We start from the raw sequence: 21,590 nt of genomic DNA on the forward strand, positions 1-21,590 counted from the left end.
ATCACACAGTTCAAGATGTTGTTACTTGATATCTATCAAAGCGAATCGCATCATTGGCGATGCTTTGTGCCGGTATTTGACCAGACAGATAAGGGGCAGATATTGGACGCTTGACAACCACCCTACCACCGCAGACCGCCGTACGCATTGCCTGCGTCAAAAGCAGTCGTTCATCATCACTACTTGGTGGCGGTGCTAGCTCATGTAGCACCTGCATATTCTTGCCCACTTTGGCGGTGTAGCTGTCAGCAGGAAACATGGGGTCAAGATACACCAAATCCACCTTTGGTAACCCAAGCTCACTTAGTAAAAAATCCCCATAATGAATATGAATGCGAGACAGTAATTTTTGCCAGTTTTGATTGCCACTCATCAGTCCATGCTCATAAAATAGCAACAACGCCATGAGTGGCTGTCGCTCCATCATGTGCAACTGCACGCCCGTACTCGCCAAAATCAACCCATCATGCCCAAAACCTGCCATACCATCAATCACTGTCATCTGAGCGTTCAATTTACACGCCTGCAAAATCAACTCAGACTTTCGCCCCGCATTAACGATTCGTTTGGTCAATGCTTGCCAGTGAAGTGATGATTTCATGATGCCATTATCGCTTGCCCAAATGATGGCAGGACTGTTTTTTATGATGGCAATGATGGTACTATCCGGATAATCCAAGATGGTTGTCAAGATAAACTTATCATTCACCTTTGATAGCAGTTTAAAGGATAAAGTCAGTGGCAAATCATATTGAGCACTCAACAAGACAAGCTCATCAAAAATCCTAGCATCAGCATCTGTACCAACAACCAAAATATCCATGCAGTACATCAGCCTTGAATCTGATAGTCAAAAAGAAAATAAACCACTAGCACCGCCAACCCTGTAATAATACGCAAATACGCAAAAATCATAAAGTCTTTTTTGGACACCCATGCCACCATCAAACGAATGCACAGCAATGCCACGATGAACGAAACTGCCGTTCCTACTGCCAAAACCGCCCAATCCTGACCCATCTGTAGCACATCTTTATTACTTAATAAATCCAAAAGTGCCGCACCGATAATCACAGGAATACCCAAAAAGAACGAAAACTCGGTCGCTGCCTTGCGAGATGCCCCAAACCATAATGCACCAATGATGGTCGAACCCGAACGGCTTGTGCCAGGTATGAGTGCCAAACACTGCACCAAGCCAATCTTTAATGCCATTTTAACATCAATGTGTTCAGCTTCTTGTGCCTGAACTGCCTTTGGGTGTTTTTCAACATAAATAATAAGTATCGCCCCAATGATTAGCATCATCGCCACAATGAGTGGATGAAACAACACATCTGTAATAAAATCTTTTAGCGTAAAACCCGCCACCATGACAGCCAGTGTGGCAACAATAAGTGCCATGCCTAGTAATCTAGGGTTACTCATGTTGCTCGACTTACCTGTCAATAGTCCCATCAACGCTGTCCATAGCCGTCCCCAATAGTCATAAATCACCGCTAAAATCGCCCCAAGTTGAACAAAAACGATAAACAAATTTCGTTTGTCCTTATCCCAAAACTCCATGATATCGGCAGATAAAATCATGTAGCCTGTACTTGATATGGGCAAAAATTCCGTCACACCTTCAACGATGCCCATGACAATAGCTTTTAAGAAAAGTAAAATATCCATAATATTGGCTTAATCAGTGATTTAAGTTAGCTGTTTTATTACCGTTTTTATGACCATGGTGATTGAGACGATATTTTAAAACGCTCTCACAAACAAAAAGTCATCAATTCGCTTGCTTTTTACCTTGTTCGGCAAGTGTTTTCCAGGCATTATGGCGTAGATACACTGGCAAAGCCTGCTCAGCACTGACCGCACCACCTGCTTGCCATATCGGATAAGCAAGCTGTGCGATGTGATAAGCGGTAGGCTCTAAGTTTAATTTTTGTGCCGTGCTTTGTATTAAATCAGCACCATTGCCCACAATGACATCAGAAACAACCACGCTGTCATAATCCAGCAGGTATTCATCTTTGGCTACCAAAGCACCATCAGCTAACACAAAATCACCTGCATAAACTTGGTTTTGTCTGGCATCTATCACACTGGTAATACGGCTGTTATTGGGTAGATTTTTTTTGGATATTAACGCATATGCCAATGCCTTAAGGCTTGAAATACCGACACATGGGGCATCATTTGCCACCGATAATGCCTGTACCACCGCTGTATTGATGCGGATACCACTAAATGCACCAGGCCCTCGATTGAACGCCCATGCCAAAACCTCTTTGACATCAATACCAAGCTCATTCAAAGCCTCATCAAGCATCGGCAGGATAATCTCTGTCTGACCACGAGAACCTGCCACCGACTTATCATAAATCATCTGCCCATCAGCAGTCATCACAGCAATGGCACATTGATCAAAAATAGTATCAAATGCAACTAACATAACAGCTCACACACTCGCTTAATCTTCTGCCACCACTTTAATACAGACGGCTTAATTTCGGTAATTGTTTGGGTAATTTTAATTTTTCAATAATGAAAGACAAAAAACACTCAGTTAGGTCTTGAGTGTTTTTTGCCATGACGCATCAAAAACGCTTTTTAAAGTTTGGAAATTGCCCTTCCATCGCTTGCATTCGTTTTTGCATCTCCTCCATGCTTGGCATATTATTTGGATTAAGCCCCAACTCAGCCATTGATTGTTTCATCTGTGCTTCACTCATACCTGCCTGAGCTTTACCTGCACCACCAAACAATGGCCCACCGCCACCCGACATACCTTTGGTTAAACCTTGCACCGCTTTTATCATCTTGCCAATGCCATCAGGACGGCTAATCATCTTCATCATTTTTGCCATCTGCTTGTGTTGTTTAAGCAAGCGATTGACATCTTGGATTTGTTTGCCTGAGCCTGCAGCAATACGGCGTTTTCGGCTAGGGGTAATCTTATCAGGGTTTTGGCGTTCAAATGGCGTCATTGAGTGAATGAGTGCCTCCATCTCTTTAACCTTCTCTTCAGGTTTTGCTTCTTCCATCGCTTTTTGTAAATCGGCACCACCCATGCCTGGCATTTTATCCAAAAAGCCTGCCATACCGCCTAGATTTTTCATTTGCTGGAACTGATTGAGTAAGTCCTCTAGGTCAAACTCACCACCTTTTTGGAGTTTTTTTGCCATGCGTTCAGCTTGCTCACGGTCGATCTTATTCTCAACCTCCTCAACCAAACTTAACACATCACCCATACCCAAGATTCTTTGTGCGATTCGTTCTGGGTGGAATAACTCCAGTGCTTCTAGTTTCTCACCACGACCCAAAAACTTAATCGGCTTGCCTGTGATGGCACGCACCGACAACGCCGCCCCACCTCGAGCATCGCCATCAGTTTTGGTCAAAATGACGCCCGTCAACGGCAATGCGTCATTAAAGGCTTTGGCGGTATTAGCCGCATCCTGACCTGTCATGCTATCCACAACAAACAAAGTCTCGGTTGGGTTGACCGCTGCTGTTAATGCCTTAATCTCATCCATCATCTCCTCATCAATCGCCAAGCGACCTGCAGTATCAATAATTAGGATATCGGCATACTTGATTTTTGCTTCTTCAATAGCACGGCGGGCAATATCAATAGGGTTTTCGCTCACACTTGATGGCACGAACATCGCCCCAACTTGCCCTGCGACAAATTCAAGCTGATTAATGGCAGCAGGACGGTATACATCAGCCGACACAAGCATGACTTTTTTCTTTTGTTTATCTTGAATGTATTTGGCAAGTTTACCTGCAGTCGTGGTTTTACCTGCACCCTGCAGACCTGCCAACAGATAGACAACAGGCGATTTTCCTGTCATCTCCAAAGACTGATTGGCAGAACCCATCATCTCGGTAAGTTCATCATAAACGATTTTAACAAAAGCCTGACCTGGAGCAAGCTCTTTGAGCACCTCTTGACCCAATGCCTTTTCTTTGACCTTAGCGACAAATTCACGAGCTACAGGTAGTGCCACATCCGCCTCTAAAAGTGCCATACGCACTTCACGCAGTGTATCTTTAATGTTATCTTCAGTCAGCTGTCCTGTACCAGCGATGTTGCGAAGGCTGCCAGAAAGTCGTTCGGTTAGCGTATCAAACATAATTTTTCCAAATTAATCTAAAATCAAACAATGCGAAAACTACAAATACCGTCTATTTTATGATAAATTATGCAATTATGCCAATTTAAATTAAAAGGTGTGATAAAAAATGCTCGTTTTTTGCAATTTTTATCCAAATTAGGGGTTCTTGTGCTTAGTATCTATGTCATCAGTGCGATAATTTATGCAACAGTTGTTGGTTTTTTGTATCAAAAACTCGCCAAACAACAACCCATTAACAAACAAATTTTTATCACCGCCTTATTGATCGGTGCAGGACTGCATGCGTTTTTATTATTTCCGCAAATCATCACTGCCTACGGTCTTAATCTACACATTTTTAACACCATCAGCCTAATCAGTCTGTTTTTTTTGGTGTTTTTTGTGTTGTTTTGTTTATATCGCCCCATCATGAGTTTGGGCATACTTGCCGTCCCAACTGCTTTAGCTGGTCTTAGTGTGGGGTTTTTTGGGCGAGCACCGTACGAACCTTTAGGTGAGCTGACATCAATACTACAAGCCCATATTTTACTGTCTTTTGCTGCTTATTGTGTACTACTGATGGCGACTGTACAAGCAATCATTCTAAAACTACAAATCCGAGAGCTAAAACATCAGACCATTCATCGTTTTTGGGTAAGTAAGCTACCAAGTTTGCAGAGCATGGAAAACTTGCTTTTTGACATGATTTTAGCTGGCTTTGTGATTTTAAGTATCGCCTTAGGTCTTGGCTTTGTCTCAACTTATGATATCATGGCACAGCACATCGCTCACAAGCTGTTTTTTAGCGTGCTGTCATGGCTTATCTTTGGTATTTTTATCATCGGACATTACCGCTTTGGCTGGCGTAGCAAGCGTGCTGCTAATTTTACCATCTATGGCTTTATTTTACTTGCTGTTGGTTTTGTTGGCTCAAAGGCAGTGCTTGAGTTGTTGATATAAAATCATTAAAACCCATCATTCACACAACAGCCCAACTAAGGGCTGTTTTTATTTTAGCCCAATCTACCGTCAGCGTGTGGCAATATAGCTCAAAGTCTCATCAAGCACAGCGGTGGCACGGCTATCATGCCCCACATTAGGGGCGTTGATGATGGCAACCAACACATACCATCTGCCTTGTGTATCCATCACATATCCAGCCAAACTTTTGACATTGTTGAGCGTGCCTGTCTTGACATAAGCACGACCGATGGCAGGATGGCTAGCATCACGCTCTGCCAAAGACAGCATTGTCCCTGTCTGCCCTGCAATCGGTAATGACTCCTTGAACACCTCAAAATTTGGCTGATGATAAGCAAATATCAACAAATCCGCCATCGCACTTGTTGTAATGCCACAATCCCTGCACAATCCAGATGCCCTGCTCATGATGGGCGGTTGCGTGGTTAAGTGTGTCTGCCACCATTTATTAATGAAGTTAAACGCACGAGAGTAGTCGCTCATCTTAGACTGTCCTGACATCGGTATGGATAATGGCAACGATAATGCCACCTGTTCGGTCATGACATTATTAGAGTATTGGTTAATAAGATAAATCTGCTCTGATAGCGGTCTAGATGGATAGCTAAGCCATGCAATAGTCGGGCTATCAACATCCGTCTGTATGCGAACATGACCTGAAAATTTAGCATCTAGTGACCGCCAAACACCCTTTACCGCCTTGAGTGCTAAAGTATCCGAATCAGCAAAAGTTAGCCAATAAGACCGCCTACCACAAGAAGCCCGTGTACCACTTAAGATGGTCAGCTTTGTATCCGTCAGATGAAATTTGGTGTCGTTTAAGCAACTGGTATGATTAGCAGCGATTTGAGTTGGTGCATCAAAATCATCAAGTGGTGGCAACACTCGCACAGCAGCACTTTGTGCGTCTGTCGGGGTAAAAGCAATGGCTTTTTTATTACCAATCTGTACCAACTTATCATGCCCTGATGGTAAAACATCAACTTCCACTGTGCCAAAATTAACCAAAAAAGCATTCGGTGCAGCATTATAAGCACGAAACCCCTGCCCGTCAAAAGCCTGAATGTCGTATTTAACATTGGTAAAAGCTGAGTTATCAATGATGATATCACCATGAATATGGCGTATGCCTTGCTTTTGTACTTGCTCAAGCATGGCAACAAGTCTATCATGCGTCATAGAAGGATCGCCAGAGCCTTTGATGACCAAATCGCCATACAGCACCCCATTTAATATCACACCCTTAGGATAGATACGAGTAAACCAACGGTGGTTCTCCCCCAAAGTGTGCAGAGCAATCAAGGTTGTGATGAGCTTTTGGGTGGATGCAGGTGTACGCAACTTATCAGCACGGTGGCGGACGATTGGAGTATGCCGTCTAATGGCTTGAGTGGGTGTTTTTGCAATACTAATACCGTCTAATGGCTCAATCCACAGACTTATCTCTTCGTCAGACAGCCCTGCCGCCATCATCTTAGCTTTGATGGCATGGGGTAGTGCCTGCTCATGGATATCATCATGAATGCTCTGTATTGATGTATTAGAAATCTCTGATGAATTTGCCAGCCCAACTTGAGCCATCAGCCCAAACGCTGCCACCAAACATTGACGGTACATACTCGCTCCATCTTTTTAGTCTATTTCCACAAAACACAGCCCACGCATCCTGTTAATGCCAAGACCCATGCCTTAATCACTGATGACAAATAATCATTCCATTTAATGGTTTCTTCTAGCTCAAAATGATTTAGCTTTTGGGCTATTTTCTTGCTCGTTGGCGTGCCATTTTAGCATCAAACTGGTGATTTTTCGCCAATATCCAACCTGCCAAATCTTAAACCAAAATAGTCATAAAAAACAAAAGATTGCTCATTGTAGAACAATCTTTTGAAAATTGCGGTTTAACTTATGTAACCAAGTATCACTCAATGACATCAAGTTTTCGGTAATGTAACGCCTGTCTGTCCCTGATATTTACCACCACGGTCTTTATAGGAAGTTTGACACACCTCATCAGATTGAAAAAATAGCATCTGTGCCACGCCCTCGCCTGCATAGATGCGTGCAGGTAGATTGGTGGTATTACTAAATTCCAAAGTAACATGGCCTTCCCATTCAGGCTCTAAGGGTGTAACATTAACGATGATTCCACAGCGTGCATAAGTAGATTTGCCCAAACAGATGGTCAGCACATCTCGTGGAATCTTAAAATACTCTACCGTACGAGCCAATGCAAATGAGTTTGGCGGAATGATGCATTCATCACCGACAATATCAATAAAACTTTTTTCATCAAAGTTTTTAGGGTCAACAATGGCGGAATGCACATTAGTAAACACCTTAAACTCATTGGCACAGCGAACATCATAGCCATAGCTTGATGTGCCGTAACTGACGATTTTATCGCCTTGTTCATTATGGCGGATTTGGTTTGGCTCAAACGGAGCAATCATCTGATGCTCTGTCGCCATTTGACAAATCCAGCGGTCTGACTTGATGGACATAATGATTTCTCACTTAAAATATTTATTGTAAAATTCTTTGCCTTATGGCTAAAACCACAAACAATACGCTACTAAAAATTTTTGCATTATAAAGGATAATGATGACTTAGGCAATTTAAAGTACCGATATTGCATTAGACTTTTTATCAAGCCAATTAAAATATCCGCCCACTTTCTCCTTTATCAAACTTACCAATTTGACCATCAATATTGTTAGCGATATGCTCATAATACACCGAAAAGTCATCACCCAATAGCACGCTTGGACTGCCTTTATCCATATTCTCACGGATGCCTGTGGCAAGCGGAAGCTGTCCCAATAATGGCACTTGATAACGCTTGGCTAGACCCTTGCCGCCATTTTCCCCAAAAATAGCATCTACATGACCACAATTCGTGCAAGTGTGTAGTGCCATATTCTCCACCACACCAATAACAGGGATATCAGTCTTAAAAAACATTTCCATGCCTTTTTGAGCATCAAGTAAAGCGATGTGCTGTGGCGTAGTAACAATCACCGCTCCTGTAATCGGAATACGCTGAGCAAGGGTTAACTGAATATCGCCCGTACCAGGCGGCATATCAATAACCAGATAGTCAAGATGTGGCCAGTTAGTCTGATTGTATAGTTGCATCAAAGCACCTGTCGCCTTGATGCCACGCCATGCCACTGGGGTATTATCACTCTCTAGCAAGCTACCAATAGAGAGCATAGCAAGCCCATGAGCATCTATTGGTACAAATTGATCGTTTTCAACAGCAGGTTTTACCCCTACCACACCAAGCATATCAGGCACAGATGGCCCATAGATGTCGGCATCTAAGATACCTACTCTCTTACCAAGCTTCTGTAAAGCAAGGGCGATATTCACAGTGGTGGTAGATTTACCCACACCCCCCTTGCCAGATGCCACAACAATGATATGGCGAATGCGTGGATGCACAGCGATATCAGACTGCCTAGAGACGGATTTGGTGGGTGTAGATTGCTCTGACATGGCATCACTGCCATCTTGAACACTGTTATTGGGATTAAAATTCTGCACACCCGTCTTTTGCTGACCACTGATATCTATTTTTGTGCCAGTTGGGGCAACTTTATCAGACAAAACAACATTAAGATTCACCTCCCCAACACCAATTAGATGCAGTCTGCTCCTTAGGTCGTGATACACCTTTTCAAGCTCGGCTTGGTTGGCATTTTTATGCACTTTTAGGGTTAGGTTTAGTGTATCGCCACTTAGCTCATGACCATCTATATAAGTCGCCAACGACTGCTCATATAAAGTAAATTCACTCATCACTTTATTAATATCAGTCATGCTGATGGTTGTTTTCTTTTTAAAGGGATTAAACATGGTATCTTATTGGTTATGGATTGGTATCAATGTTAGTTAGCGTATGTTTTTGGCAAAACCGCCATATGATAGGCTTACTTTATTGTAGCATGATTTTATTAGGTCATACATTGCTTTTATCAAAATCAACCAAATAACCCATCAGCCCTAAGCTTTGGTCTATGTCGCCATATAAAACATCCAAACAAGCATGACTGAAACCATCTAAGCGATTTACGAACAGCCCAACAAAGATATCGTTTAATTTTATAAGAAAAAATCAGCAGAACATCCAATTTTTGCCAAAAATTTGATAGAATAGGCTTTTTATGAAAACAAAACTCATGACCACGCCACTACTGACCGCCGATTTTGATTACCATTTACCTGACGAACTCATCGCTCGTTATCCGCTCGCTATGCGTTCAGCTTCTCGCCTGCTTCATGTGCAAGGCAACAGACGCACGGATTTGGCATTCACCGATTTGCCCAGCCTATTAAATAAAGGCGACTTGCTTGTGTTAAACGACACTAAAGTGATGAAGGCTCGGCTATTTGGCATTAAGGATACAGGTGGTGCGGTGGAGGTGCTTATTGAACGCATCACCAACCATGAGCAACGCATCGCTCACTGTCATGTTCGCTCTAGTCGTGCCCTAAAACTTGGGCAGACAGTCAGTTTGGCGGACGGCAACATGACAGCCACCATGTGTGGACGAGACAAAAACTTATTCATCTTGCAATTTGATGCACCGATTTTACCAGACTTAGAACGCTATGGGCAGATGCCTATTCCGCCTTATTTTGAACGCAAAGCCGATCAAGATGATGACACTCGTTATCAAACGGTATTTTATGACCCTGCCAAAGCGGCCAGTGTTGCTGCACCAACCGCAAGCCTACATTTTGATGAAAAGGTGCTAAATGAATTAAAAAATAAAGGTGTTAAGATTGTCTTTGTAACGCTTCAAGTTGGTGCAGGTACTTTTACTCCTGTTAGAGCAGAGAATCTATCAGAGCATATCATGCACGCTGAATACGCTCACTTGCCACAAGCAACCGCCAATCAAATCAATGAAACCAAGTCAAATGGTGGGAAAATCATCGCTGCAGGCACGACCGTTGCTCGTACGCTAGAGACCGCCCATCTACATCGTGTAGATGGCAAACTGACCGAGTTTAGTGGTGATACACAAATTTTTATTTATCCACCTTATCACTTTGGTGTGGTGGATAGACTGATTACCAATTTTCATCTACCCAAATCCACCCTGCTGATGCTTGTGTCTGCCTTTGCTGGCACTGACAACATCAAACAAGCTTATGCTCATGCCATCAGTGAGCGTTATCGCTTTTTTAGCTATGGCGATGCAATGTTACTGGATAAAAACTAACACAAGACCGATAGGCAAAATAACAGGTTTTTATTATGATGACTTTATCAAAATAACCTTGTAAAAATAGCACTGTTAAAAAATTCACCCACATTACCAATTAAGACCAATCATATGAAATTTACTCTACATAACACCTGCTCTACCACTCGTGCCAGAAGAGGCACGGTTCATTTAGCACACGGACAAGTACAGACCCCTGCTTTTATGCCTGTGGGAACTTATGGCACTGTCAAAGGGATGCTACCTAAAGACATCCATGCCATCGGTGCAGACATCATTTTGGGCAATACCTTTCATCTATGGCTTCGCCCTACCACTGCTGTTATTGATCAGTTTGGCGGACTGCATGACTTTATCGGTTGGGATAAACCAATTTTGACGGATTCTGGTGGTTTTCAGGTATTTAGTCTTGGAGCAATGCGTAAAATCAAAGAGGAAGGCGTGTATTTTCGCTCGCCGATTGACGGAGCTAAAGTATTTTTGTCGCCTGAGATTTCAATGCAAATCCAAAAATCGCTAAACTCCGATATCGTCATGCAGTTCGATGAATGCACACCTTACCCTGCCACCCATCTTGAGGCAGATAAATCTTTAGAGCTTTCACTTCGCTGGGGGCAACGGTGCATTGATGAACATCAAAAACTGGGCAATAAAAATGCTCTGTTTGGCATCGTTCAAGGTTCTATGTATCAAGATTTGCGTGAAAAATCGCTATCAGGACTGTTAAAGATGCCCTTTGATGGCTATGCCATTGGCGGTCTTTCGGTGGGCGAACCAAAAGATGAGATGATGGGCGTACTCAATTATCTACCCAATCTTATGCCGTCCGATAAGCCACGCTACTTGATGGGCGTAGGCACTCCCGCTGATATTATTGAGGCGGTGCGTCGTGGTGTGGATATGTTTGACTGTGTCATGCCAACTCGAAACGCAAGAAACGGTCATCTGTTCACATCAACAGGGGCGATAAAAATCAAAAATGCCGTCCATCGTCATGACACATCACCCTTGGATAGTGAATGCGACTGCTATACTTGCCAGAATTTTAGCCGTGCCTATTTACATCATCTGCACAAATGCAATGAAATGCTATCTGCTCAATTAAACACCATTCACAACCTACGCTTTTATCAAAATCTCATGGCAGGCATTAGAGCCAGTATTGAAGAAGACCGTTTTGGGGCATTTGTGGCACAATTTTATACCAAACAAGGGTTGGAAGTGCCTGCATTAGAGCTTAGCTGATTACAAAATATCGGCAAACTCAACTTCTTAAAACCAGATAAAAACACACGCCCAATAAAGCGTGTGTTTTTTAACTGAGTGAGCCACTCACCAACTTGGCAAATTACTCACTTGGTACTTCATCCATATCAATATCAGGATTTTTTATCAAATGGATGGCGGATAAAATCAAGCCACCCCAAATAGCAGCCAATGCTATTATCATGATAATTAAAGCTGTGCTATTCATAATAATCTCCCTTTTGTTCGCCATGAGAACTATGTCCACGAGCTTTTGTTAGTAGCATTGCCCCGATAGCAAAGATTGCCACTACACCCCAACCAAAGATAAGTTGCGTGATGAAGTCATAGCTATCATAACCTTCGGTCAGCAGTGATTTTAGGCTAAGTACCAACGCAGCAATCAATGAGATTGGCGTAATTACAGTTAATACAAACGACCAACCTGCACCCACTTTGACACTTGAAATACCATTGATATGGCGGATAAGTTTATCAAGCAAACCACGGTTTAGCCAAGTTACCCAGATGATTGACAAAATCGCACCAAACACCACGCCAATATTATTGGCAAAATGATCGATGATATCAACAAAGGTAATCGCCGTCTTAGTTGAAAACAGTACAATAGAAATGATTGCCGAAATGCCACCAACGATGGTAACGGCTTTTTTGTGCGACCAACCAAATTTATCTTCAACCGCAGAGATTGGCACTTGAATGATACTTGCCATTGAGGTCAGACCTGCTACAAATAGCGAAGCAAAGAACAACACGCCGATAATCGTGCCAGCATCACCCATGCTTGAGATGATTTTTGGGAAAGCCACGAAAGCCAAGCCAATACCGCCAGAGACAACTTCTGCCACAGGCTTGCCTGATGCCGTCGCCATAAAGCCAAGTACCGAGAAAATACCAATACCCGCTAAGATTTCAAATGATGAGTTGGCAAAACCAACCATCAGTCCAGAACCTGTCAAGTTGGCGTTCTTTTTTAGGTATGATGAGTAAGTTACCATAATACCAAAGCCGATAGACATTGAAAAGAACACATGACCATAAGCCGCAAGCCATACTTTTGGGTTTGCCATCGCCGCCCAGTTTGGTGTAAAGAAGGTATTAAGACCCTCAACTGCACCTGGCAGACGCACCGCTTGAATCACCATAATGGCAAACATAACAACAAGCAATGGAATAAAAATCTTATTAACCAGCTCAACGCCTTTTCTGATACCACCATACATGATGAATAGCACAATTGCCCACACCACCACAACGCCAATGAATAGGCTTGGCACAAAGGTAAAATCTAACCCTGAGCCGTTTTGTAGATAGTGATCAAAAAAGAAACTTTCTGTATCTTCGCCCCACGCTTGGCTAAATGAGTACAGGGTATATTGACCTGCCCAGCTAAGCACGCTAGCATAATAAATACCAATGACAGAGCAGACCAATACTTGCCACCAACCCACGCCTTCGGCAGATTTTACCATGCGTCCATAAGCGGTTGGCGGTGCACCACGGTACTTTTGCCCAACCACATAATCCAAAAACAATAGTGGGAAACCTGCTGTCGCTAAGGCAATCAAATACGGAATAAAAAACGCACCGCCGCCATTTTCATAAGAAACATACGGAAAACGCCAAATATTCCCTAAGCCGACTGCCGAACCAATGGCAGCCAAAATAAATCCAGAGCGTGCCGACCAACTTTCTCGTTGCACAGACATAAACTCTCCTTATCTGTTTATCATTTTTCATCGTCATGGCACAATCAGCCCAACGATCACTGATTACTTACCTATTAATTAACAACCTTACAAATATATCTTGCAGTATTGTTGCTATAATAGTTTGATTTATTAATAAACAAAAGTCAAATAAAATAAAATACAAAAACCCCTAGCTAAAAGTTATGGGTTTTTGTATCAACGGATTAAATTAGCGAGTTAAGCCTCGCTGACTATTTTGTAGAGAGTTGATGAACAGCTGAACCTTAGGTTCATGAACGACCAGCTTTTGTAATTCATCTAATGCCTGCCCACGAATCAGACCTGAGCGAAATACCACCCGATAAGCATCGTCTAGTATTTTAATCGTCTCGGCACTCCAGCCTTTTCTACGCATACCCTCTTTATTGATGCCATGCGTCTTAGCAGGATTGCCCAAAACCATCGTAAATGCCGCCACATCTTTTAAGACGAGACTTGCACCACCAATCATACTATAATCATCGATACGGCAAAACTGATGGATACCTGACTGACCACCGATAATCACATAATGACCAATATGGCTATGCCCTGCCACACCAACATTATTAGCAAGCACATTATGATCACCCACCACACAATCATGAGCGATGTGCGTATTGACCATAAATAGATTATGGCTACCAATCTTAGTTAAGCCACGATCTTGAACCGTACCGCGATGAAAGGTGCAAGACTCTCTGATGCAATTATAATCTCCGATTTCCAGATAAGTCGTCTCGCCTGCATATTTTAAATCTTGCGGATTTTCACCAATACTAGCAAACTGATAAATCTCATTATGCTCACCAATCGTGGTATTCTCACCCACAATGACATGATTTTTTAGTATCGTGTGTGCACCAATTTTACTATTCTTACCAACAATACAATAAGGACCAATAACAGCTGTTTCATCAATGATGGCGGATTCATCAATGATGGCGGTTGGGTGAATGCTCATACCTACCCCAAAAACTCCCACATGGTATTATCCATGATTTTTATAGTTAACATGATTGTCATACTATTTAGTATAACCAACCAAGTCTTAGCTTGAAATTTATTACCTAGTTTAATACATCTCACTACATTCATCAATCACAAATCAGCAACTTTTTGACGAGCAATCATAATCTCAGCACTACACGCCAACTCACCATCAACATGAGCAGTACACTCAAACTTGTAAATATCACGCACACTTCTGGTCGCCTTTGAACGAATCACCAAAGTATCGCCTGTACTAACCATCTTTTTAAAGCGTACCTTATCCACAGCTGCAAACAGATACAAGTAGCCACTTTTAGAAGTCTGACCTGCACTAATAAAACCCAAAATACCCGACAACTGAGCCATCGCTTCAACCATCAGTACGCCTGGCATGATGGGATTGTCAGGAAAATGCCCATTGAACAGCTCTTCATTGATTGTAATGTTCTTGTAGCCAGTAATCCAATGATTAGGCGAGCAAGCAGTTACACGGTCAATTAGCATGAACGGATAACGATGTGGCAGATAGTGCTTGATTTGGTCGTATTTTAAAGGCAAGATAACCCCTCGCTCATTTAGTGCGTCCAAATCCTCTTGGGTGAGTAGATCAATATCGATGGTGGTATTTGACATGGTGTATCCTTAGTATAAGAACAGTAAATAGTACTTTATTTATATTTTATAAAATAAATCCAAACAGGCTTTTGATTATTTTTCACCAGACTGACGAAACTTGATGGTGGCACGACGCCATTTGGCTGTCGGCATGGCGATTGTACCTGATGAGTAGCTACCTGCTTCTTTGATATGGTTGGTTACCATTGTCATGGCGGTAATGGTAACTCCATCAGCAATCGTGATATGCCCTGTGATGCCAGCTGCCCCGCCAATGATGCAATGACGACCAATATGCGTACTGCCTGCAATGCCAACTTTTGCAGCAATCGCTGTGCCATCGCCAATATGCACATTATGGGCAATCTGCACCAGATTATCAATAATGACATCATTACCAATGACCGTATCACCAACCGCCCCACGGTCAATACAGGTATTGCTACCAATACGCACTCGGCTACCAATGACCACTCGCCCCAACTGTGCGATACGCTGCCAACGAAGCCCCTCTTTGGTCGGATTTGGGGCAAAACCAAAGCCTTCTGCCCCAATACTAGCATGGGCATGAATGCTTACTTCATCACCAAGCTGACTGTGATGAGCGATGCTGACATGAAAAGAAATCTGACAACGCTCCCCAAGCACCGCAAAATCATCAATCGTTACATTTGACCCAATGACAGAGTTCGCCCCAATCTGTGCATTTTCACCAATCACGCTATAAGCACCGATACTCACACCCTCTGCCAGCACGGCTGTTGGTGAGATAATGGCGGTTGGGTGTATGTTTGATGCCTGTTTGGGTTCATAAGCAAATAGTGGACTAACACAAGCATATGCCAAGTACGCATCTTTGACGATGATGGCGACCGCTGTATTAGGAATGGATTGCGTGAACGACTCGCTTGCAATGATGACACCTGCTTGGCTACTCATCAAGTCATCGCCATACTTGGTGTGAGCGATGAATGCCACAGCATCAGCATCGGCATCTGATAAATTCGCCACACGCAGTACAGTTTTTTGGGTGTCAGATATGCCAAGTACAGCCTTGTTGAAAACAGGCTGTACTTTTTCAATCACTTCAATCAGCTGTAGGAGCGTTGCCATCAGAACACGCTACCGATTTGGAATTGGACTTTTTCAGTCTCATCATTAGCTTTGCTGTTAATCGGCTTTGAATAGCTGATAGATAATGGTCCAATTGGCGTGTACCATGTTGCACCAATACCTGCACTATAGCGAAGCTCTTTATCCTGCTCTAGCACAGTGTAGCTTGTTGATTGGGCATTACCATTGGTGATTTGCTTTAGATTCACTTTTTGCTTATCCATACCTGTGGTATCAAACACTTGACCACCTTCAAAGAATAGTACAGGACGGACTTGGTCAACCCAATCACCTTTAAATGGTAATGGTAAAATCAGTTCTGCACCAAAGGTAGCCAAGGCATTACCACCGACATTTTCCCCCAATCGATGTCGCTCCTGCTGACTGGCAACATCATATCTTTGTGAACGAGGACCTAAACTTGAAGCATTATAGCCACGCACCGAGCCATAACCACCTGCATAGAAGTTTTCATAAAATGGCAAGTCATTGCCATAGCCCAGTCTGGTGTAGCCACGCAGGATACTACCCTTCCATAAAGGATGATAAATATTACCAGTGTACACGGCTTTTTGATATGTCTTATCGCCAAAGCCTAAGGTAAGATCAACATTGTGGCTCATACCCTTAGTTGGGAACACTGGTTTATCCAAACTTGAATAGCTCCAGCCCAATGTGGCATTATACGAGGTGTAATTATGGCTAAAGCCTGCTTTATTCCCATCAAATATCGTAATTTTACCGCCATCTTCAAGTAATCGCTTGACATTGCTAACCGCCATGCCACGACCACCTTGAATCTTGGTATTATCAATATTAAAACCTGCACTAATACGCTGATTTTCATTGATAGGATAACCATAACTTAGCGTACCGCCATAGGAATCTAGCACATAATTACTGATACTCCTATTGTCATACTTGGTTTTACGATAGTAAGCATTCACACTTTGTGAAACACCATTTTCAGTAAAGAATGGATTGGTCATACCAAAGTTATACACATCACGAGTCTCTGAACGAGAAAATGATGTATTAACACGATTACCAGTACCCATAAAGTTTGACTGCGATAATTCCAACTGGAAAGTCAAACCACCAGACTGACTATAACCTGCAGCGATGGTTGATGAACCCGATGGCTGTTCTTGTACAGTAAATCTGATGTCCACTTGGTCAGGAGTGTTTGGGACAGGGATAACTTCAGCCTGCACATCTTTAAAGAAACCTGTACGCATTAGGCGTATACGAGACAGCTGAATTTGAGAGTTTGATGCCAATGCCCCTTCTAGCTGACGCATTTCACGGCGTAGCACTTCATCTTTGGTCTTTGAGTTACCTGCAAAGTTAATACGGCGTACATACACAGGGCGTACAGGATCAATATAATAATCAATATCTACCGTGCGAGTCTCATCATTGATTCGTGTAATTGGGCGAATTTGGGCATAATAATAGCCATCATCACCGAATTTACCAGCAAGCTTGGTGGTAACCTCGTCAAGTTTGGCTTGTGAATAATTGTCGCCCTCTTGAAAGTTTACGAACTTTTGTAGTTCATCAATCTCATAGGTAACATCACCCAAAAATTGCGTCTTACCAAAATTATATCTCTCGCCCTCACTAACGGCAATCTCAACAAATACCTTATCCTTTTCCTCATCAATGGATAGGCTAGAATTTTCTACCTTAAAACGCACAAAGCCTTCATTTAGGTATTTTACCTGCAAAGCTTCAAGGCTGGCATTTAATCGCTCCTGACTATAACGGTTGGCTTTTGAAAGCGGGTTTATCACTCTATCTTTTAAAGTCAGCTCATCTTTGATGTCTTCATCGCTAAAATATTTATTGCCAATAATATTGACATCAACAACTTTTGCCGCCTTACCTTCAATGAACTCAACATCTAGCTTAACTCGGTTGCCATCTAGTTCGGTTTGATTAACCTTAATGTCGCTGTTGTAGTAGCCTTGCGAGATATACTGGTTTTTTAGCTCATTTTCAATGGCATTTACAGTGGATTGCTTTAGCACACCCCCAACGGTCAGACCTGCCATTTTTAAGCCTTCTTCAAGACCTTGCTTTGGAATGAGTTTATTATCCTTAAAGTTAATTTCTGCAATCACAGGTCGTTCTGTTACATGAAACAACACCCCACCGTCTTTAACTTCAGCTTGCACATTTGAAAAGTGCCCTGTTGCATACAATGCACGGATACTCTGAGCAAGCTGTTCCTCGCTCACGCTTTGACCCAAGCGAATGGGCAAGGTTGTTTGTAAACTTTCAATGGTAACACGCTGTAAACCATTGATCGCAATATCATTAGCAATAAAGGCCTGTGCGTGGGCAGATGTTGTCATCGCCATGATGATGGCGGTAGAAATTGAAGTAGTTACAAAACCTGAAAACTTAGGCATACACATAAAATCATATCCACAATTATTATCAATTTTAAAGATGTGTGCCATATCCATATCATCGCCCAAATTGAAAAATAATCCAAAAGAAGCAATGAGCAGAAAGACACAACATTAACCGTGCTAAATTAAGCCAAAAAAGCGATTTTGGCAAGCCCCAAAAGAGATTTATTCGCAATTTTTGGCAATTTTTTTAAAATAAATGGTTAAATTGTTAAATTTTGAGCCATTAGCCAAACAATCGCATGATATCGTTACTGATTGCAAGCAACATGAAACACAGCAGTAAGGACATACCCAAACGCAATCCAATCACTTGAACCGACTCACTCATTGGCTTGCCACGAATCAATTCATAGGTATAAAATACCAAATGACCGCCATCAAGCACAGGGATGGGTAGCAGGTTCATCACAGCAAGAGATAAACTAATGATGGCGGCGGTCGATAATACTTGCTCCCAACCAATCTCAAAACTCGTCTTTGATACTTCAGCGATAGTAATAGGACCTGAGATATTCTCAATGCCTATCAGCCCTGTAATCATCTTGCCAATGGCGTCAATGGTCATTGTGGATAAATCATAAGTCTTGGTGAATGCTTTAGCGATTGCCTGTGCTGGGCTATACCCCACCATCATGCGATACTCTGCAGGAATGGACATTATTCCTTGATGACTCACTCTAATGCCAATTTGACCAACCACCTGATTGCGCTGTTTAATGCCTTTTGGCATGACCTTAACCACCATCAGCTGACCGTCTCTTATGATATGAAAATCCAGCATTTTTTCAGGATTTTGGCGGATGATGGGCGTGGCGTCTATCCAATTTTTGATGGGCGTGTCATTAATGGCAGTAACTCTATCACCCACCTTTAGTCCCATCAAGGCTGCTGCACCATCAGGCACAACCTCCGACAACACAGGCTCTATCACAGGCTGATAAGGCAATACCCCAAGGCTTAAAATGGCATCTTGACCTTGTTGCTCACCTTGCATGAATGTCGTGATTGGCACCATCTTTTGTGAAAATTTACCGCCCTGTTCAACCACAACCTCAAGACTGCCCGTCTCGCCCATGCGATGTGCTAAGGCATAATTTAGCTCTTCCCAAGTATTGATGGACCTACCATCGATGCCTGTGATTTTTTCTCCAACCGACAATACACCTGCAGCTGGCGTTCCATCTAGCACCTTGCCAATGCGAGTGTTTAGCTGTTCGGACGGCTGCATGAACAGCACAAAAAACAATCCGATGGCAATGATAAAATTCATCAAAGGACCTGCTGCTACGATGGCAATTTTCTTTAATGGATGTTGATTATTAAAGGCTAAATGTCGCTCGTGTTGCACCACCTCAACCTCTCGCTCATCAAGCATTTTGACATACCCACCCAAAGGAATGGCAGAAATACGATAATCAATGCCAGATTTTTTACTCGTCCAGCCAAACAGTTTGGGTCCAAAGCCAATAGAGTAGGTCAAAACCTTCACCCCGCACAATCGTGCAACGATATAATGACCCCATTCATGCAATGCCACAAGCGGTCCAAGCACACAGACCGCCGCCAAAAACATCAATAATCCATTCATAGCCATCATCAATCTTTAGCTCTTTAATCTCTTAAAATTCTTGTAGTAATGCCCAAGCGGTCGCTCTCACCTGCTCATCAAGTGCTAAAATATCCGCCAAATCATCATAAGATTTACTTAAAATGTTATGAAATAGCGGATTGTCCAGACATTTTTCAACCAATACAGCAATATCGGTCAGGCGTATTTTACCATGCAAAAACGCATTCACCGCCACTTCATTACTGGCATTTAGTACAATACACGCCCCATTTCCTAGCTTCATCGCTTTTTTGGCAAGTGCCAGACAGGCAAATTTTTTCTCATCAGGAGCAATAAATTCTAGTTTTGCCATATCAAAAAGATTAAGTGGCTTAGTACCTGTTGTAAGGCGGTTAGGATACGCCAAAGCATAACCAATAGGCACTCTCATGTCTGGATTGCCCATTTGTGCTAGCCACGAACCGTCTACATACTCCACCATAGAATGGACGATGCTCTGTGGATGAATGGCGACCTCTACATCATCTACACCCACACCAAATAGATGGCAGGCTTCAATGAATTCAAGCCCTTTATTCATCATCGTATTAGAATCTACCGTGATTTTTGAACCCATAGACCAGTTAGGATGATTGACCGCATCTGTTATGCTTGCCGATTGCATCTCTTCATAAGATTTATGCAAAAATGCCCCACCGCTTGCCGTCAACCATAGTTTTTTTATACCAAAATTATCATGATTGAGCAATGACTTATCAGTTTGCACCGCCTGTGGTAAGCACTGAAAAATTGCATTATGCTCACTATCAATAGGCAGGATGACAGCCCCAGTCTGCTTGGCGGTATTCATGACCAAATCACCTGCCATCACCAGACTTTCTTTATTGGCGAGCAAGACTTTTTTACCCGCTTGCACAGCAGATAAGGTCGATGAAAGCCCTGCCCCACCAACGATGGCACACACAACCACATCTACATCATCATGACTGGCAACCCAATCTAATCTCAGACTTTGTGGTAAGGCAGTGGTTCTTAATGACAGCTTATCAAGCTCGTCTTGAAATTGCACAAAAAATTCATCGCCAACCACTGCAAATTTGGGGTTAAATCTCACACAAATCTCAAGCAACTTTTGCCAATTAGCAAATCCAGAGACGGCAAATAAATGATAATCCCCTTGATGCTGTTCGATGACATCAAGGGTGCTATCACCAATAGAACCTGTCGCTCCGAGCAGGCTAATGTTTAAAACAGAATGCTTCATTGTCATTAAAAAGAGTTCATTGTTTGGCAAAGACTGGTATTGGTGTGATACTCACTGATTTTTTGTTGGTAGTCAGCGTCATCAAGACTGGGTGTGGCAAATTGTCTTTGACAATGTTTATCAAAAGACTGTTGGGTAGGTTCTTCTACCGCCAAATGACTGGCACAAGCACTCAAAAACAAGCCACCAACAAAAATAACTAAAAATTTCATCACATACCAACCCTAAAATCCATTCGGCACAAAAGTCGCTCAATATTCAGATGATTTAACCCAATCATCA

19 protein-coding genes are annotated in these 21,590 nt (G+C 42.6%); 3 read left to right on the forward strand and 16 right to left on the reverse strand.

Going from position 1 to position 21,590, the window contains the following annotated elements:
* Positions 1–10: 10 nt before the first annotated feature.
* The 4 genes from L3D27_RS06100 to ffh all read right to left on the reverse strand — a co-directional run bounded on the left by L3D27_RS06100 (position 11) and on the right by ffh (position 4,133).
* Positions 11–823 carry a class I SAM-dependent methyltransferase gene (locus tag L3D27_RS06100; protein ID WP_432480631.1) on the reverse strand — a complete coding sequence of 271 codons (813 nt, stop codon included), beginning with the start codon at positions 821–823 and terminating at the stop codon, positions 11–13.
* A gap of 8 nt (positions 824–831) precedes the next feature.
* Complete coding sequence (locus L3D27_RS06105) at positions 832–1,674, reverse strand: undecaprenyl-diphosphate phosphatase (RefSeq protein WP_284672880.1); 843 nt, start codon at positions 1,672–1,674, stop codon at positions 832–834.
* A gap of 103 nt (positions 1,675–1,777) precedes the next feature.
* Positions 1,778–2,446: a tRNA (adenosine(37)-N6)-threonylcarbamoyltransferase complex dimerization subunit type 1 TsaB gene (gene tsaB / locus L3D27_RS06110; protein WP_432480632.1), complete on the reverse strand. Its 669-nt coding sequence runs from the start codon at positions 2,444–2,446 to the stop codon at positions 1,778–1,780.
* Positions 2,447–2,591: 145 nt separating this feature from the next.
* A complete protein-coding gene (ffh, locus tag L3D27_RS06115) occupies positions 2,592–4,133 on the reverse strand; it encodes a signal recognition particle protein (protein ID WP_432480633.1) in 1,542 nt (513 codons plus the stop codon).
* A 150-nt stretch (positions 4,134–4,283) separates the two neighbouring features.
* On the opposite strand from ffh, the gene L3D27_RS06120 reads away from it, so the two are divergent.
* Positions 4,284–5,075, forward strand: a complete 792-nt coding sequence (locus L3D27_RS06120; protein WP_432480634.1) for a cytochrome C assembly family protein — start codon at positions 4,284–4,286, stop codon at positions 5,073–5,075.
* A gap of 69 nt (positions 5,076–5,144) precedes the next feature.
* Here L3D27_RS06120 and dacB read toward each other — a convergent pair whose 3' ends face one another.
* The 3 genes from dacB to L3D27_RS06135 form a co-directional block, all read right to left on the reverse strand.
* Positions 5,145–6,713 carry a D-alanyl-D-alanine carboxypeptidase/D-alanyl-D-alanine endopeptidase gene (gene dacB / locus L3D27_RS06125; RefSeq protein ID WP_284672884.1) on the reverse strand — a complete coding sequence of 523 codons (1,569 nt, stop codon included), beginning with the start codon at positions 6,711–6,713 and terminating at the stop codon, positions 5,145–5,147.
* A gap of 317 nt (positions 6,714–7,030) precedes the next feature.
* The gene (gene dcd / locus L3D27_RS06130; protein ID WP_432480635.1) at positions 7,031–7,600 is read right to left on the reverse strand and encodes a dCTP deaminase; all 570 of its coding nucleotides are present in this window, start codon (positions 7,598–7,600) and stop codon (positions 7,031–7,033) included.
* 155 nt (positions 7,601–7,755) lie between these two features.
* Entirely contained in the window at positions 7,756–8,958 is a 1,203-nt protein-coding gene (locus L3D27_RS06135; RefSeq protein WP_373628549.1) for an Mrp/NBP35 family ATP-binding protein, read from the reverse strand.
* A 308-nt stretch (positions 8,959–9,266) separates the two neighbouring features.
* On the opposite strand from L3D27_RS06135, the gene queA reads away from it, so the two are divergent.
* Both queA and tgt read left to right on the forward strand, forming a co-directional pair.
* Positions 9,267–10,331: a tRNA preQ1(34) S-adenosylmethionine ribosyltransferase-isomerase QueA gene (gene queA / locus L3D27_RS06140; protein WP_432480636.1), complete on the forward strand. Its 1,065-nt coding sequence runs from the start codon at positions 9,267–9,269 to the stop codon at positions 10,329–10,331.
* Positions 10,332–10,445: 114 nt separating this feature from the next.
* Positions 10,446–11,579: a tRNA guanosine(34) transglycosylase Tgt gene (gene tgt, locus L3D27_RS06145; protein ID WP_432480637.1), complete on the forward strand. Its 1,134-nt coding sequence runs from the start codon at positions 10,446–10,448 to the stop codon at positions 11,577–11,579.
* A gap of 103 nt (positions 11,580–11,682) precedes the next feature.
* Here the strand turns inward: tgt and L3D27_RS06150 are convergent, their stop codons facing one another.
* From L3D27_RS06150 to L3D27_RS06190, 9 genes are all read right to left on the reverse strand, one after another.
* Entirely contained in the window at positions 11,683–11,808 is a 126-nt protein-coding gene (locus tag L3D27_RS06150; protein ID WP_284672889.1) for a methionine/alanine import family NSS transporter small subunit, read from the reverse strand.
* Positions 11,801–13,309 (reverse strand): sodium-dependent transporter, encoded by a 1,509-nt coding sequence (locus tag L3D27_RS06155; RefSeq protein ID WP_432480638.1) that lies wholly within the window; start codon positions 13,307–13,309, stop codon positions 11,801–11,803. The genes L3D27_RS06150 and L3D27_RS06155 overlap by 8 nt, the downstream gene beginning before the upstream one ends.
* A 211-nt stretch (positions 13,310–13,520) precedes the next feature.
* A complete protein-coding gene (gene lpxA, locus L3D27_RS06160) occupies positions 13,521–14,294 on the reverse strand; it encodes an acyl-ACP--UDP-N-acetylglucosamine O-acyltransferase (RefSeq protein WP_284672891.1) in 774 nt (257 codons plus the stop codon).
* A gap of 137 nt (positions 14,295–14,431) precedes the next feature.
* Positions 14,432–14,956 (reverse strand): 3-hydroxyacyl-ACP dehydratase FabZ, encoded by a 525-nt coding sequence (gene fabZ / locus L3D27_RS06165; protein WP_432480639.1) that lies wholly within the window; start codon positions 14,954–14,956, stop codon positions 14,432–14,434.
* A 75-nt stretch (positions 14,957–15,031) separates the two neighbouring features.
* Positions 15,032–16,051: a UDP-3-O-(3-hydroxymyristoyl)glucosamine N-acyltransferase gene (gene lpxD, locus L3D27_RS06170; protein ID WP_432480640.1), complete on the reverse strand. Its 1,020-nt coding sequence runs from the start codon at positions 16,049–16,051 to the stop codon at positions 15,032–15,034.
* Complete coding sequence (gene bamA / locus L3D27_RS06175; RefSeq protein ID WP_284672894.1) at positions 16,051–18,468, reverse strand: outer membrane protein assembly factor BamA; 2,418 nt, start codon at positions 18,466–18,468, stop codon at positions 16,051–16,053. The genes lpxD and bamA overlap by 1 nt, the downstream gene beginning before the upstream one ends.
* 229 nt (positions 18,469–18,697) lie before the next feature.
* Positions 18,698–20,062, reverse strand: coding sequence for an RIP metalloprotease RseP (gene rseP, locus L3D27_RS06180; RefSeq protein ID WP_432481885.1), 1,365 nt, complete (start codon positions 20,060–20,062; stop codon positions 18,698–18,700).
* 31 nt (positions 20,063–20,093) lie between these two features.
* On the reverse strand, positions 20,094–21,308 hold the full coding sequence (gene dxr, locus L3D27_RS06185) for a 1-deoxy-D-xylulose-5-phosphate reductoisomerase (RefSeq protein WP_284674594.1): 1,215 nt from the start codon (positions 21,306–21,308) through the stop codon (positions 20,094–20,096).
* 5 nt (positions 21,309–21,313) lie between these two features.
* On the reverse strand, positions 21,314–21,520 hold the full coding sequence (locus L3D27_RS06190; RefSeq protein ID WP_432480641.1) for a hypothetical protein: 207 nt from the start codon (positions 21,518–21,520) through the stop codon (positions 21,314–21,316).
* Positions 21,521–21,590: the final 70 nt, after the last annotated feature.

The sequence above is a fragment of the Moraxella sp. ZY200743 genome, from assembly GCF_050885545.1.
In the GTDB taxonomy this organism is placed as follows: Bacteria; Pseudomonadota; Gammaproteobacteria; order Pseudomonadales; family Moraxellaceae; genus Moraxella; species Moraxella haemolytica.